The 13605-nt window shown below is 66.5% G+C and carries 13 protein-coding genes and 1 tRNA gene; 8 read left to right on the top strand and 6 right to left on the bottom strand.

Going from position 1 to position 13605, the window contains the following annotated elements:
• Positions 1-11 precede the first annotated feature (11 nt).
• Positions 12-998 (bottom strand): Bug family tripartite tricarboxylate transporter substrate binding protein, encoded by a 987-nt coding sequence (locus ACZ50Q_RS03385; RefSeq protein WP_092581570.1) that lies wholly within the window; start codon positions 996-998, stop codon positions 12-14.
• Between the two features lie 144 nt (positions 999-1142).
• On the opposite strand from ACZ50Q_RS03385, the gene ACZ50Q_RS03380 reads away from it, so the two are divergent.
• From ACZ50Q_RS03380 to ACZ50Q_RS03365, 4 genes are all read left to right on the top strand, one after another.
• A complete protein-coding gene (locus ACZ50Q_RS03380; RefSeq protein ID WP_092581569.1) occupies positions 1143-2051 on the top strand; it encodes a LysR substrate-binding domain-containing protein in 909 nt (302 codons plus the stop codon).
• Between the two features lie 171 nt (positions 2052-2222).
• Complete coding sequence (locus tag ACZ50Q_RS03375) at positions 2223-4067, top strand: ABC transporter ATP-binding protein (protein ID WP_464080544.1); 1845 nt, start codon at positions 2223-2225, stop codon at positions 4065-4067.
• A 145-nt stretch (positions 4068-4212) separates the two neighbouring features.
• Positions 4213-4815, top strand: a complete 603-nt coding sequence (locus tag ACZ50Q_RS03370) for a hypothetical protein (protein WP_092581567.1) — start codon at positions 4213-4215, stop codon at positions 4813-4815.
• 305 nt (positions 4816-5120) lie between these two features.
• The gene (locus ACZ50Q_RS03365) at positions 5121-5669 is read left to right on the top strand and encodes a helix-turn-helix domain-containing protein (RefSeq protein ID WP_464080543.1); all 549 of its coding nucleotides are present in this window, start codon (positions 5121-5123) and stop codon (positions 5667-5669) included.
• A 374-nt stretch (positions 5670-6043) separates the two neighbouring features.
• Here ACZ50Q_RS03365 and ACZ50Q_RS03360 read toward each other — a convergent pair.
• The 5 genes from ACZ50Q_RS03360 to ACZ50Q_RS03340 all read right to left on the bottom strand — a co-directional run bounded on the left by ACZ50Q_RS03360 (position 6044) and on the right by ACZ50Q_RS03340 (position 10536).
• Positions 6044-6117: transfer RNA gene (locus ACZ50Q_RS03360), tRNA-Gly, on the bottom strand.
• 106 nt (positions 6118-6223) lie between these two features.
• Positions 6224-7210 (bottom strand): Bug family tripartite tricarboxylate transporter substrate binding protein, encoded by a 987-nt coding sequence (locus ACZ50Q_RS03355; protein ID WP_464080542.1) that lies wholly within the window; start codon positions 7208-7210, stop codon positions 6224-6226.
• A gap of 162 nt (positions 7211-7372) precedes the next feature.
• On the bottom strand, positions 7373-8323 hold the full coding sequence (locus ACZ50Q_RS03350; protein ID WP_464080541.1) for a hydroxymethylglutaryl-CoA lyase: 951 nt from the start codon (positions 8321-8323) through the stop codon (positions 7373-7375).
• Entirely contained in the window at positions 8320-9513 is a 1194-nt protein-coding gene (locus ACZ50Q_RS03345) for a CaiB/BaiF CoA transferase family protein (RefSeq protein WP_464080540.1), read from the bottom strand. The genes ACZ50Q_RS03350 and ACZ50Q_RS03345 overlap by 4 nt, the downstream gene beginning before the upstream one ends.
• Positions 9514-9639: 126 nt before the next feature.
• The gene (locus ACZ50Q_RS03340) at positions 9640-10536 is read right to left on the bottom strand and encodes a LysR substrate-binding domain-containing protein (RefSeq protein WP_092581563.1); all 897 of its coding nucleotides are present in this window, start codon (positions 10534-10536) and stop codon (positions 9640-9642) included.
• 128 nt (positions 10537-10664) lie between these two features.
• On the opposite strand from ACZ50Q_RS03340, the gene trmB reads away from it, so the two are divergent.
• The 4 genes from trmB (at position 10665) to lysM (ending at position 13389) form a co-directional block, all read left to right on the top strand.
• Positions 10665-11489, top strand: coding sequence for a tRNA (guanosine(46)-N7)-methyltransferase TrmB (gene trmB, locus ACZ50Q_RS03335; RefSeq protein ID WP_464080539.1), 825 nt, complete (start codon positions 10665-10667; stop codon positions 11487-11489).
• Positions 11489-12430: a prolyl aminopeptidase gene (gene pip, locus ACZ50Q_RS03330; RefSeq protein ID WP_092581561.1), complete on the top strand. Its 942-nt coding sequence runs from the start codon at positions 11489-11491 to the stop codon at positions 12428-12430. Before trmB ends, pip begins: the two co-directional genes overlap by 1 nt.
• Positions 12431-12441: 11 nt before the next feature.
• A complete protein-coding gene (gene thiS, locus ACZ50Q_RS03325; protein WP_056559414.1) occupies positions 12442-12642 on the top strand; it encodes a sulfur carrier protein ThiS in 201 nt (66 codons plus the stop codon).
• Positions 12643-12942: 300 nt separating this feature from the next.
• Complete coding sequence (gene lysM, locus ACZ50Q_RS03320; RefSeq protein WP_076517132.1) at positions 12943-13389, top strand: peptidoglycan-binding protein LysM; 447 nt, start codon at positions 12943-12945, stop codon at positions 13387-13389.
• The last annotated feature ends 216 nt before the right edge of the window (positions 13390-13605 follow it).

Here is a 13605-nt window from a genome sequence, read left to right as displayed (position 1 = left end):
TCTAAGCGTATTCAGTCGGCCGACGCGCCCGATTGCCTGACCATCACGGCCCAGCGCGGGATCTCGGCGGCGATGAGGCTGGCGAACTGCGCGGGCGTGGAGGGCGTGGCGTCCACGGACAGGGTCTCGTTCTGCTTGAGCACGGCGGGGTCCTGCAGCGCCTTGGCGATGGCGGCGTTGAGCCTGTCGATGACCGGCTGGGGCACCCCCGCGGGCGTCACGATGCCGCCCCACGACACCACCTCGAAGCCCTTGAGGCCCGACTCGTCCAGCGTCGGCACGTCCGGCAGCACCGGCACGCGCTTGAGGCTGGTCGCCCCCAGGACCTTGACCTGGCCGGCGCGTATGAACGGCAGCACGCCCGCGACGTTGTCGATCATCACGTCGAGCTGTCCGCCCGCGATGTCCACCACCGCCTGCTGGCCGCTCTTGTAGGGCACGTGCAGCATGGTGGTGCCCGTCTCGCTCTTGAGCATCTCGCCGGCCAGATGCGCGCTGGACCCGACCCCCAGCGACCCCACGCTGACCTTGCCCGGGTGCTGCTTCGCATACGCGACCAGCTCCTGCACATTGGCTGCCGGCAGGTCATTGCGCGCGATCAGCACCAGCGCATTGCTGATGGCCAGGCTGACGGGCGCCAGGCTGCGCTGCGGGTCATAGGGCAGCTTCGCATACATGCTTTTGTTGATCGCCAGCGTGACGATGTTGCCGAAGCCGATCGTGTAGCCATCCGGTTGCGCCGCCGCCAGCGCCTGCGTGCCGACGATGCCGCCGGCCCCGCCCCGGTTGTCCACGATCACCGGCTGGCCCAGTTCGCGCCCCAGGGCGTCGGCGATGGGACGCAGCACCACGTCGGGACCGGAACCCGCGGCATACGGCACGATGAGCTTGATCGGGCGCGCCGGCCAGTCGGCCCGGGCGGCGCCCGCGCCGGTCGCGGCGCACAGGACCAGCAGCAGCGACAAGGCGCGGCGGATACGGCTGGGGAAGACTTGCATGGCTTTCTCCTTGAGGGCGGTTCGGACCAGGCTGCGGATCGCGCCCGGTTCCTTGTCGCCTCAAGATTAGGGATCGTCCCCGCTGCGCGGAAGGCTATATTTTTGTTAAGGTGACCACCCCAGGTTGTCAGGGCGGGAGCCCTCATGAAAGACCATCATCTGCGGGCGTGGCTGAAGGTGGCCGAACTGCGCAGCATCCGTGCCGCCGCGCGCAGCCTGCACCTGAGCCAGGCCGCGGTGACCAAGGCCATCAAGGAGCTGGAGATCGAACTGGCTGCCCCGCTCCTGACGCGCAGCCCCAAGGGCATCGCGGTCACCGAATGCGGCGAACATCTCACGGTGCGCGCGCGCCTGGCGCAGGCGCAGCTTGCGCTGGCGCGCCAGGACATCCGCCAGTTGCTCAGCGGCGCGCAGGCGCGGGTGGCGGTGGGCGTGACGCCCATGGTCATGCTGAGCGTGCTGCCGGATGTGCTGACCGAGTTCAGGACCCGCATGCCGGCCGCGCGGGTCAAGGTCTCGGAGGGCCTGCTGGCCGCCGTGCAACCCGCGCTGCGCAACGGCACGATGGATTTCGCGCTGGCCTCGCGCATGAAAGACGGCGGCGGCGGGCACGAATTTGACTTCGAGGAACTGCGGCCGCTGGAATTCATGATCGCCTGCCGCAAGGGCCATCCGCTGGCGCGGGCGCGGCGCTGGGAAGACATCCGGGGCTGCGAATGGCTGCTCAACGTGTCGGGCGGCAGCCACACCGAGGCCTTCCTGCACGGCCTGCGCGCCCACGGACTGCCGGAGCCCGAACGCGTCATCGACTGCGACACGTTCGGCGTCATGTGGAACCTGATGACCCGCAGCGACGCCCTCATCGTCTGTCCGTCGGGCATGCTCAACGTCAAGCCCTATGGCGACGAAGCCCGGCGCATCCGCGCGGACGTGCCCATGCCGGTGGCCAGCATCGGCATCATGACCCTGCAAGGCACCCCGCTGTCGCTGGCGGCGGCCACCATGGCGGACATTTTCCGGCGGCACGTCGCGCGCGGGGCGCTGCGGGGTTAGCGCGGGCGCGCCGCGACCCGCCTGACGAGGGGTGTAATCTTCGTGACGCCCGCCTTTTCGGCTTTTGTCGACGCGACGCGGTATCGCTGACGCACCGCGCCCCCGGCGCTCGCCCTCGGCCCCGGCGCCGTCCAGCTGCCCCGCACTACCCCAGATTTTGGAGTCTCTGCCTTGTTCCGCAGATTTGAAAGCCAGCTCAACCCGTTCCCCTCCGAGAACGTGCCGCCGCCCCCCAAGGGCTTCTTCGCGTTCCTCTGGTTCTGCACGCACGGATCGCGCCGCTACATCGCCGCGCTGGCGGTCCTGAGCGCGGCGGTCTCCATCTATGAAGCGTGGCTGTTCGCCTTCCTGGGCCAGGTCGTCGACATGCTGACCGCCTGGCACGCCGGCGAGCCCGCGTCGGCGCACGAGCGGCGCGTCCTGTGGGGCATCGCCCTCGTGCTGTGCGCCAGCGTCGGCGTGGTCGCGCTGCGCACCCTGGTCCAGCACCAGGTCCTCGCCATCAACCTGCCGCTGCGCCTGCGCTGGGACTTTCACCGCATGATGCTGCGGCAGAGCCTGTCCTTCTTCTCCGACGAATTCGCGGGCCGCGTCACCACCAAGGTCATGCAGACCGCGCTGGCCGTGCGCGAAGTGCTGCTCACCTTCTGCGAAATCGTGCTGGGCATCGCCGTCTACTTCTTTGCCATCGTGGCGCTGGCGGGCGGATTCGATCTGCGCCTGATGCTGCCGTTCATCGCCTGGATGGCCCTCTACGGGCTGACCATGATGTATTTCGTGCCGCGCCTGGGCAAGGTCGGCAAGGACCAGGCGCATGCGCGTTCATCCATGACCGGGCGCGTCACCGACGCCTACACCAACATCACCACCGTCAAACTGTTCTCGCACACCAACCGCGAAGCCCGCTTCGCGCGCGCCGCCATGGAGGACTTCAAGGAGACGGGCTACCGGCAGATGCGCCTGGTCAGCCAGTTCGAGATCTTCAACCAGATCCTGGCCACCGCGCTGATCGCCTCGGCCGGCGGCTACGCGCTCTGGCTGTGGCACGGCAGCGAGATCGGCACCGGGGCCGTCGCCGCCGTCGCCGCCATGGCGCTGCGGGTCAACGGCATGTCGCACTGGATCATGTGGCAGATGACGTCGCTCTTCGAGAACATCGGCACCGTGCAGGACGGCATCGGCACCCTGACCCACCCGCCGAAAGTGCAGGACGCGCCCGACGCGGTTGCGCTGCGCGTCACCCGCGGCGAAGTCGAGTTCGACAATGTCTTATTCAACTACAACAACGAACGCCAGGTCCTGGACGGCCTGAGCCTCACGGTGCGGCCCGGCGAGAAAATCGGCCTGGTCGGCCGCTCCGGCGCGGGCAAATCCACGCTGATCAACCTGCTGCTGCGCTTTTACGACGTGGACCGCGGCGTGATCCGCATCGACGGCCAGGACATCTCCCGGGTCACCCAGGACAGCCTGCGCAGCGCCATCGGCATGGTGACGCAGGACACCTCGCTGCTGCACCGGTCCATCTGCGACAACATCGCCTATGGCCGTCCCGACGCGGACCCGGCGGAGGTCCGCGCCGCCGCGGCCCGCGCACAGGCCGACGAATTCATCGAGCAGCTCAGCGACTCCCACGGCAACAAGGGCTACGACACGCTGGTCGGCGAACGCGGCGTCAAGCTTTCCGGCGGACAGCGCCAACGCATCGCCATCGCCCGCGTCATGCTCAAGAACGCGCCCATCCTCCTGCTGGACGAAGCCACCAGCGCGCTCGATTCCGAAGTCGAAGCCGCCATCCAGGAAAGCCTAGACGAGGTCATGCAAGGCAAGACGGTCATTGCGATTGCGCACCGGCTGTCGACCATCGCGGCGATGGACCGGCTGATCGTGATGGACCAGGGGCGCATCATCGAACAGGGCAGCCACGCGGAACTGCTGGCCTTGAATGGGGTGTATGCGCGGCTGTGGCGGCATCAGAGTGGAGGGTTTCTGGCCGAAGAACCGAGCCAGCCGGTTTGATGTCGGGGCCGGGCCCGCGCCCGGCCATTGCATCGCACGCTAAGGAGCAGTCCCAATTCCCATGACAGGTTTGGTTGCACTTTATTAGGGACACAATAACGGTCCGATCGGATAATCGCCGCGCCATTCGAAAAGGATCTTTATTTTGAAGTTGAAAGCTGCACTCCTCATCTCTGCGCTGACCGCTGTCGTCTTTGCTCCCGCGAATGCCGCGTCCCAGCGTTCGGTCGACCCCCGCACATTTGACGTCGCCGGCGTCAAAACGGGCATGGACTTCGACGAAGCGCTCGCCGCTGCCGCCAAGAACTTTCAGGTTGGCAAAGAAGACATCCGGATTGGCTACGCGACTAACAACCCCGTCACGAACACCAAAATGCCGATGAACTTCAGCTACGAAAAGGACGGCGTCGACTTCATCGTTCATTTCGAGCCGCGCGTGCCCGTCGATAAGCAACGGCCATTGGTGGTGTCGCAGATCCGGTATGAGCTGCCCTGGACTCCCGCCAACAAGGAAGCGATGGGCAAAGCGGTGTTGGAAAAATACGGCCGTCAGTCCAACTATCCCAACGCTTTGAGCCTGGAGTGGTGCCAGAAGCCGAGCACGAACCCCGGCATGGGCTGCTCGACGGACATGACGCAAGCGGTATTGAAATACACCGGCGTCAGCATCCAGATGTATGACCCGGCATGGACGAATGCGCGGATCAAATATGTGGAGCAAAGCCAGTCCCGCAAGCCGAGCTTTTAAGGACATTTGGGATATTGACTGGTAGCGGACCAGCGCCCGCCGCGCAGGCCGGCGGCCTGGCGATGGCGATGGCGCCGCACCACGACCAAAGCAACGAGAGCCCTGTCCTGAGCCGCCTCCCCAGGCAAGACGTCGAGGGAAACATGACAGCCAATATTTTCATTCTTTCATGCTAAAAACGCCACAATATTGGCACTTTTTAGTAGCACGAATTGCATTGGCCTGCGGCGGCATCGTGGACTCAAGCACACCGTAGCGCTAATATTCTTGCTGTTTCCACACAGAAACGCCGGAATATTAGCGTCATGGCAAAGAAAACCGCTCCACTCATGCCCACAACCGAGAAGCTCCTCGCCGAGTTCGGAGAGCGGCTCAAACTTGCGCGACTGCGCCGCCGGATCACGGCCAAGCAAGCGGCAGAGCGCGCCGGCATGTCGCCAATGACACTGCGCTCGCTGGAAGCGGGCGGAGTGGGAGTGACCATAGGTGCCTATCTTTCAGTGATGCAGGTGCTCGGCCTTGAACGAGACCTGGCCCTGCTCGCAGCCGAGGATGAGCTTGGTCGCAGGCTTCAGGACTCACGCCTCGTCAAGGCCAGCCGTCTTGAGCAGGTTCCGCCCAACACCAATAGGAATCTGGGCATTCGGAAATCTCAACCAACCCTGGAATCCAGCAAGCCGCAGGCGCGCAAAGCCAGAGGCCAAGGGATGGCTGATCAAGCCAATGCCTCAAGCCGTAGCACTGATGCCGATCCACCACCAGCATCTGCCAAATCCACTGCGGCCACTTCGGCAAATCTTGCCTCACTCTTGAAACCCTCTTCGAAAAAGAACGAAAAGGGAGCAAAGAGATGACGACAATCGCAGTCTATGCAGATTGGAAAGGCCTTCAACAACCTCAACGGCTGGGATTTCTGAACTCCCGCAGGACGCGCGCGCACGAGACCTTTGAGTTTCAGTATGACCCTGCAGCGCTGGCCGACACCGTGATCGGCCAACGGACACTCGACCCGAGGGATTGTCCGCCAATGGCGAACGCTTGCCAGAAGGCTGGGGCTGCCTGCGCGTGAACAAGAGCGGATGGCTGAGGCTTTTCGTCTCGCGGAGCGCTGACCCAGGAGGGTGCATCCAACATGGACAGAGATCGCCAAGGCCTGCCGGCGGGCGCAACGCCCGACACTTCATCGTGGGATTTAAGTTCCAGGCGGGAACGCTCTGGATTTAAGGAGTGGAGCGGGTGAAGGGAATCGAACCCTCGTATGAAGCTTGGGAAGCTGCCGTTCTACCATTGAACTACACCCGCTCGGGTGTCGTGCCGCGGCCGTGGGCCGGGCAGAGCCGCGATTATAGCGCGGCTTTTTTCGGCCGGGGCGGCTCGAAAAGCCCGCCCCCTGGAAAAGCCGCCGCCATCAATTCGCCGTGATATTCGCCGCCTTGACCACCTTGCCCCAGCGGTCCAGCTCGGCCTGCGTGTAGGCGCCCAGGTCCTTCGGTCCCATGAAGGTCGCTTCGGCGCCCTGCTCGCCCGCCTTCTTGCGGAACTCGTCGGTCTTCATGATCTTCTGGATTTCGCCGGCGATCTTGTCGACCACGGCCGCGGGCGTGTCCTTGGGCGCGTACATCGCGAACCAGGACGACACGATCAGGTCGGGGTAGCCCGCTTCGGCGGCGGTGGGCACGTCGGGCAGCGACGGCAGGCGGGTGTTGCCGGTGACGGCCAGCGCGCGCAGCTTGCCCGCGGCGATCTGGCCCAAGAGCGGCGGCGGGGTGGTGATGGTCATGTCGACGGCGCCGCCCAAGAGATCGTTCAGCGCGGGGCCGGTGCCCTTGTACGGGATGTGCGTGATCTGCGTGCCGGCCATCTGGTTCAGGAGTTCCGTGGCGACCTGTTGCAGCGAGCCGTTGCCGGACGAGGCGTAGTTCAGCTTGCCCGGGTTGGCCTTGGCGTACTCGACCAGTTCCTTCAGCGACTTGATGGGCAGGTCCGGACGCACGACCACCACTTGCGGCGCCGACAGCACGTTGGCGACCGGCGCGAAGTCCTTGATGGGGTCCCAGCCGGCGGCGGGCGTGACGTGCGGGGTGATGACCTGGAAGCCCGAATACTGCAGCAGCAGCGTGTAGCCGTCCGGCTTGGCGCGGGCCACGGTCTGCGCGGCGATGCCGCCCGATGCGCCGGGCTTGTTCTCGACCACGACGCTCTGGCCCAGCGCCGCGCCCAGGGGCTGGGCGATGAGGCGGGCGGCGATGTCGGTGGTGCCGCCGGGCGCGGCGGACACGATCAGCGTCACCGGGCGGTTGGGAAAATCGGCCTGGGCGCTGGCGACGCCGGCGGCGACGGTCAGGGCGAAGGCAGCGCTGGCGCGCAGGGTGTTGGGCAGGCGGGTAAAGGCCATGAGTTGTCTCCTGGGTCTTGTTATCTGTGGGTGATGATCAGGTGCTGCGGGTGCTGCAGGTACTGCGGGTGCTTCGTATGCAGCGGATGCAGCAGGTGCTGCAATCGCTGCGGATGATTCGGTTACGGGCTTCGACGTAAGCGTTCAAGCCACGCCCATGGATCAGTCAGCCGGAAACCGTTCGGCCAGCCAAGCCGGCGGCGCATGCAGGGCCAGCCGCGGCCCCGCCTGCAACAGCGCGTTGGACAAGGTCCGCTGCACCAGTCCAGGCAGGCCCTGCACGATGGCCAGCAACGGTTCCAGCGACACGCCCGTCTCCACGCCCATGCAGGCGAACATGTGGACCAGCTCTTCGGTGTTGACGTTGCCGCTCGCGCCCGGCGCGTAGGGACAGCCGCCAAGCCCGCCGGCCGCCGCGTCAAAGCGCGTGATGCCGGTCTGCCAGGCCGCGATGGCATTGGCCAGCGCCATGCCGCGCGTGTTGTGCAGGTGCACGGTCAGCGCAACGCCGGGCAGGCGGGCCGCCGCCTGCTCGCACAGGCTGGCCACCTGCGTCGGAAACGCCATGCCGGTGGTGTCGCACAACGTGATGCCGGCGGCGCCGGCGTCGACCAGCCGGGCGGCCAGCTCCAGCACCGTGTCGGCGGGCACGTCGCCGTCGAACGGACAGCCGAAGGCGGTCGACAGGGACACGTTGCAGGGCGCGCCGGCCTTGGCGGCGGCCGCGAGCACCTGCGACAGTTCGGCAAAAGACTGGTCGCGCGTCATGCGCAGGTTGGCGCGGTTGTGCGTCTCGCTGCACGACATGACGAGGTTCATTTCGTCGGTGCCCGCTTCCAGCGCGCGTTCCAGCCCGCGGACGTTGGGCACCAGCGCGGTGTAGATCACGCCCGGCTGGCGGCGGATGCGGCGCATGACGTCGACCGCGTCGGCCAGGGCCGGGATCGCCTTGGGCGAGGTGAAGCTGGTGACTTCGATGCGGGCAAAGCCGCAGTCGGACAAGGCGTCCACGAAGGCGACCTTGTCGTCGGTGGACACCAAGGCCTTCTCGATCTGCAGCCCATCGCGCGGGCCGACTTCGTTGATCTCGATGCGGGCGGGACCGTGGTTCATGCAATCACTCCCTTGGCGCGCAACGCGGCGCGTTGTTCTTCGGTCAGGCCGGCTGAGGCCAGCACCGTGTCGGTGTGTTCGCCCAGCGTAGGCGCGCGTTCGCGCACCGCGCCCGGATTGGACGACAGGTAGGGGAACACGGCGGGCATTTCGACCTGCACGCCCGCCGCCGATTCCACCGAGGTGATGGCGTTGCGGGCGCGGTAGTGCGGATCCTTGGCGATGTCGGCGACCGAGTAGATGCGGCCGGCGGGCACGCCCGCTTCCAGCATCGCGGCCAGCACGTCGTCGATGCGGCGTTGCTGCGTCCAGGCACCGATGGCGGCATCGATCTCGTCGACGCGCCGCGCGCGACCGTCGTTGTGCGCGAGCGCCGGGTCCTGTCCCAGGTCTTCGCGGCCGATGCGCGCCATCAGGCGGGTGTAGATGGCGTCGCCGTTGCCGGCGATGAGCACGTAGCCGTCCTGGCACGGATAGGCGTTGGACGGCGCGATGCCGGGCAGCGACGCGCCCGCGGGTTCGCGCACCGCGCCGAACACGGAGTATTCCGGCAGCAGGCTTTCGCTGAGGTTGAACAGGCTTTCGTAGAGCGCCGTGTCGATCACCTGTCCCACGCCGCCGCGCGCATCGCGCTGGTACAGCGCCAGCATCACGCCCAGCGCGCCGTGCAGGCCGGCGATGGTGTCGCCCAGCGACAGGCCGGCGCGCACCGGCGCGCGGCCCGGCTCGCCGTTCAGGTAGCGCAGGCCCGCCATGGCCTCGCCAATGGCGGCAAAGCCCGGCTCGCGCGCCTTGGGGCCGGTCTGGCCATAGCCCGAGATGCGCAGCATGATGAGGCGGGGATTCAGTTCGTGCAGGACTTCCCACGACAGGCCCCATTTCTCCAGCGTGCCGGGACGGAAGTTCTCGATCAGCACGTCGGCCTCGCGCGCCAGCAGGCGCACGATGTCCTGGCCTTCCTGCTGGCGCAGGTCCACGCAGACCGACTGCTTGTTGCGCGACTGGGCCTCCCACCACACCGAGGTGCCCTCGTGCAGCAGGCGCCATTTGCGCAGCGGATCGCCCTGGCCCGGCGGCTCGATCTTGATGACCTGCGCGCCGAAGTCCGCCAGGGTCTTGGCCGCGAAAGGCCCCGCGATGAGTTGCCCCAGTTCCAGCACCCGAATGCCCGCAAGAATCTGCCCTGCCATATCGCCTCCCAGGCGCGTCCAACCGTAAAGATGGACGGCAGTGTGCGCGCAAAGCGCCGCCCGGCGGAATGGACAATCGGGGAAAGGGGCATTCCCGGAACGAGAAACCCCGGGCAAACCCGCGGCTCAGCCCTCGCCGCGCAGGTGCGCCAGCAAGAGGCGCGCGGCCACGGTGAGGGTCTCGGCGTCGCGCACCCCCAGCAGCAGCCAGCGGCGCGCCCACTCGTCGGTCAGCGGAATCAGCCGGATGGGCATGGAGCGCGCATGCGGTTCGGCGGCGATGCGCGGCAGGACGCCCACGCCGCGCGTGGCCGCCACCATGCGGCAGATGGCGTCGAAGCTGCGGACCTGGATGCGCAGGCGCATCGCCCGGCCCATCCGCCCGCTCTCCTCGGACAGGCGCGTCGCCAGCGAGGTCGCGGGGGGCAGGCCGACGTAGTCGTACGCCAGCGTGTCGGCAAAGGCGACCTGCGGCTCGGCGGCCAGCGGATGACGCTGCGGCACGATCAGCACCAGTTCGTCCAGGCGGTACGGGAAGGTCGCGAGACCGTCTGCGGGCGTGCGGTCGGCGAAGACGCCAATGTCCGCCCGGTTCTCCAGCACGGCGGTGACGATGTCGCTGCTGTTCTGCTCCTCGAGGTCGATGCGCACCGCGGGGTGTTCGTCCATGAAGGCGGCCAGGTCCTCGGGCAGGAACTGCGTCAGCGACGACGTGTTGGCGGCGATGCGCACCTGTCCGCGCACGCCCTGCGCGAAGTCCGACAGCGCGCCCGCCATTTGCTCCACTTCCTGCAACACCCGCAGCGCGTGCACCAGGCAAGTCTGGCCGGCGTCGGTGAGTTCCACTCCGGCGGCGTTCCGGTACAACAAGGGGGAGCCCAGCGCAGCCTCCAGGTCCGAGATGCGCTTGCTCGCCGCCCCGACCGCCAGGTGCGACTGGCGCGCGCCGGCCGAGATGCTTCCCTGGCGCGCCACGGAAACAAACAGGGCGAGCGTGACGAGGTCGATGCGGGCAACGTTCATGAAAATGGCCTACGGCACAAGGGGAACCGGGCTGGAACTATAGCCGCAGGGATCCGGGACAAATGCGTCCCTATTTTAGTGCCGATGGCCGACGCCGCGCGGGCAAGGCTGCCACTACAATCCCGCCTATGAATACGAACAACCCCACGAACAGCCCCACGAACACCCCCGCGGACCCGGGCGTGAGCCCTGCCGCAACCCCCGCTTCCGACGCCGCGCCCGCCCCCGTTTCCCCGGAAACCCAGGCCGCGCTGGCCAGCACCGCGCACGCGCCCAACAGCCCCGGCGCCACCCACATCCGCAGCTTCGTGCACCGCCGCGGCCACATCACGCAAGGCCAGCTCGCCGCGCTGGAGCGCCTGATGGGCCAGTGGTCCATCCCCTACGCCCCGCGCCGCCTGGATCCGGCCGCCGCCTTCGGACGGCAGGCCCCGACGGTCCTGGAGATCGGCTTTGGCATGGGCGAAACCACCGAGAAGATCGCGCTGGCCCGTCCCGGCGACAACTTCCTGGGCGTGGAAGTGTTCAACGCGGGCGTGGGATCGCTGCTGCGCCGCATCGAAGACTCCAGCATCCAGAACCTGCGCATCATCCAGCACGATGCCGTCGAAGTGGTGCGTGACATGATCGCCCCGGATTCGCTGGGCGGCGTGCACATCTACTTTCCGGATCCGTGGCCCAAGAAGCGCCATCACAAGCGCCGCCTGATCCAGCCCGCGTTCATCTCGCTGCTCGCCAGCCGCATCGCTCCCGGCGGCTACATCCACTGCGCCACCGACTGGGAAGACTACGCGGTGCAGATGCTGGACGTGCTGAGCGGCGAACCGCTCTTGAAAAACACCGCGGACGGCTACGCGCCGCGCCCCGACTACCGCCCCCTCACCAAATTCGAGACACGCGGCCTGCGCCTGGGCCACGGCGTCTGGGACCTGATCTTCAAGCGAGTCGCCTGATGCTCTATCCGCCGATCGAACCCTACCGCCAAGGCATGCTGGAAACCGGAGACGGCCACCAGATCTATTGGGAAATGTGTGGCAATCCCAAGGGCAAGCCCGCCGTCTTCCTGCATGGCGGGCCGGGCAGCGGCTGCTCGCCCGTGCACCGGCAGCTGTTCGATCCGCAACGCTACAACGTCCTGCTCTTCGACCAGCGGGGGTGCGGCCGTTCCCTGCCCCACGCCAGTCTGGAGAACAACACCACCTGGCACCTGGTCGCCGACATCGAGCGCCTGCGCACCGAAGTGATGGGCGCCGAGCAATGGCTGGTGTTCGGCGGATCCTGGGGATCGACGCTGGCGCTGGCCTATTCGGAAACGCATCCCATGCACACCAGCGAACTGGTGCTGCGCGGCATCTTCGGCCTGCGGCGCGCCGAGATCCAGTGGTTCTACCAGGAAGGCGCGTCGTGGCTGTTTCCCGACCGCTGGGAAGACTACCTGGCGCCGATTCCCGAAGCCGAACGCGGCGACATGGTCGGCGCGTACCACAAGCGTCTGACCGGCAAAGACCCCGCCGAACAACTGCGCGCCGCCAAGGCCTGGAGCAAATGGGAAGACAGCACCATCACGCTGCTGCCCAGCCCGCGCCATCAGCAAAGCCATGCCGCGGACCGCGCCGCGCTGGCCTTCGCGCGCATCGAAAACCATTACTTCTTCAATGCCGGCTTCATGGAAGAAGGCCAGCTCATCCGCGACGCGCACAAGCTGCGCGGCATTCCCGGCACCATCGTGCAGGGTCGCTACGACGTCTGCACGCCCGCGCGCACCGCGTGGGACCTGCATCGCGCCTGGCCCGAAGCGCACTTTCACCTGGTGCCCGACGCCGGCCATGCCTTCGACGAACCCGGCACGCTGGCGCGCCTGATCGCCGCCACCGACGCCTACGCAAAACAGTGAGGAGCCCTGTCATGCACATCACCCTGAACGGAGACGCCCGCGAGTTCCCCCTGGACACGACGGTGAATGAATTGCTCGAAACGCTGGGCTACGCCGGCAAGCGCGTGGCCGTCGAGCGCAACGGCGAGATCGTGCCCAAGAGCCAGCACGCGCAGACCGCGCTGTCGGACGGCGACCAGATCGAAATCGTGGTCGCCGTGGGCGGCGGCTGACGCGTCCGATTGCAGCGCATGTCGCTGTTTTGAGCCCCCCCGAAAGGCCGCTGATGCTCAGCGGCCTTTTTGCATGCAGCCCCTCGCACGAGAGGGCTTACACCCGCAGATACCAACGTCCGACGAAGATGCCAGCATTGTTGCGTAGTCTGGCAAAAGGCTAGCAACCTGTTACACCACAACCCCTCGTCGTAGGGCAAATGAGCGAGTCATAATCGTTTCTGCCGCGCCGCCTTGAACGACGCCAGCGCCGTTACGGCGCGCAGGTTTTCTCACCGCAACATCGATAAAGGAAACACTATGGGTCTGCTCAATTTCATCAAGGACGTTGGAGAAAAACTCTTCGGCGCCAGCGAGGCGAAGGCCGCGACGGCAGAAGAGTTGAAGAAAGAGCTTGATAAGCACGGCCTGAACGCGGATGGCCTGCAAATCTCGGTGGACGGCGACAAGGTCACGGTCGCGGGCGAGGCCCTCAGCACCGAAGACGCCGAGAAGATTTCGCTGGCGTTGGGCAACACCGTGGGCGTCGCGGCGGTGGACAACCAGTTGAAGGTCAAGCAGGCCACGCCCGAAGCCAAGATGTACACGGTGCAAAAGGGCGACAACCTGTGGAAGATCGCCGAGGCGCAATACGGCAAGGGCCAGGGCGCCAAGAACTCGCTGATCTTCGAGGCCAACAAGCCCATGCTCACCAGCCCCGACAAGATCTACCCGGGCCAGGTGCTGCGCATTCCGCCGCTGTCGTAAGCGGCCCGTATTCCGACAATCCGGGGGACACCCATGCGTTCTCCGGCTTGTGTCGCGGCGCGGCGCCCCCTGCCTGCCGCGATTGCTTGGCCAGACGCAATGTCTGGCCATTTTTTTGCGGTGGGGGAAGGTGTCTGACACCCTCGGGGCACGGTCGTGGATTGAAGACCGTCTCGCAAGGGTGTCAGACACCGGCGGGGCAGCCCCCTCGGGGGG

The organism is Achromobacter sp. T5-5 (genome assembly GCF_055397965.1).
The sequence above is the reverse complement of the archived record's forward strand: the minus strand, read 5'-3'. Positions and strand labels throughout refer to the sequence as shown.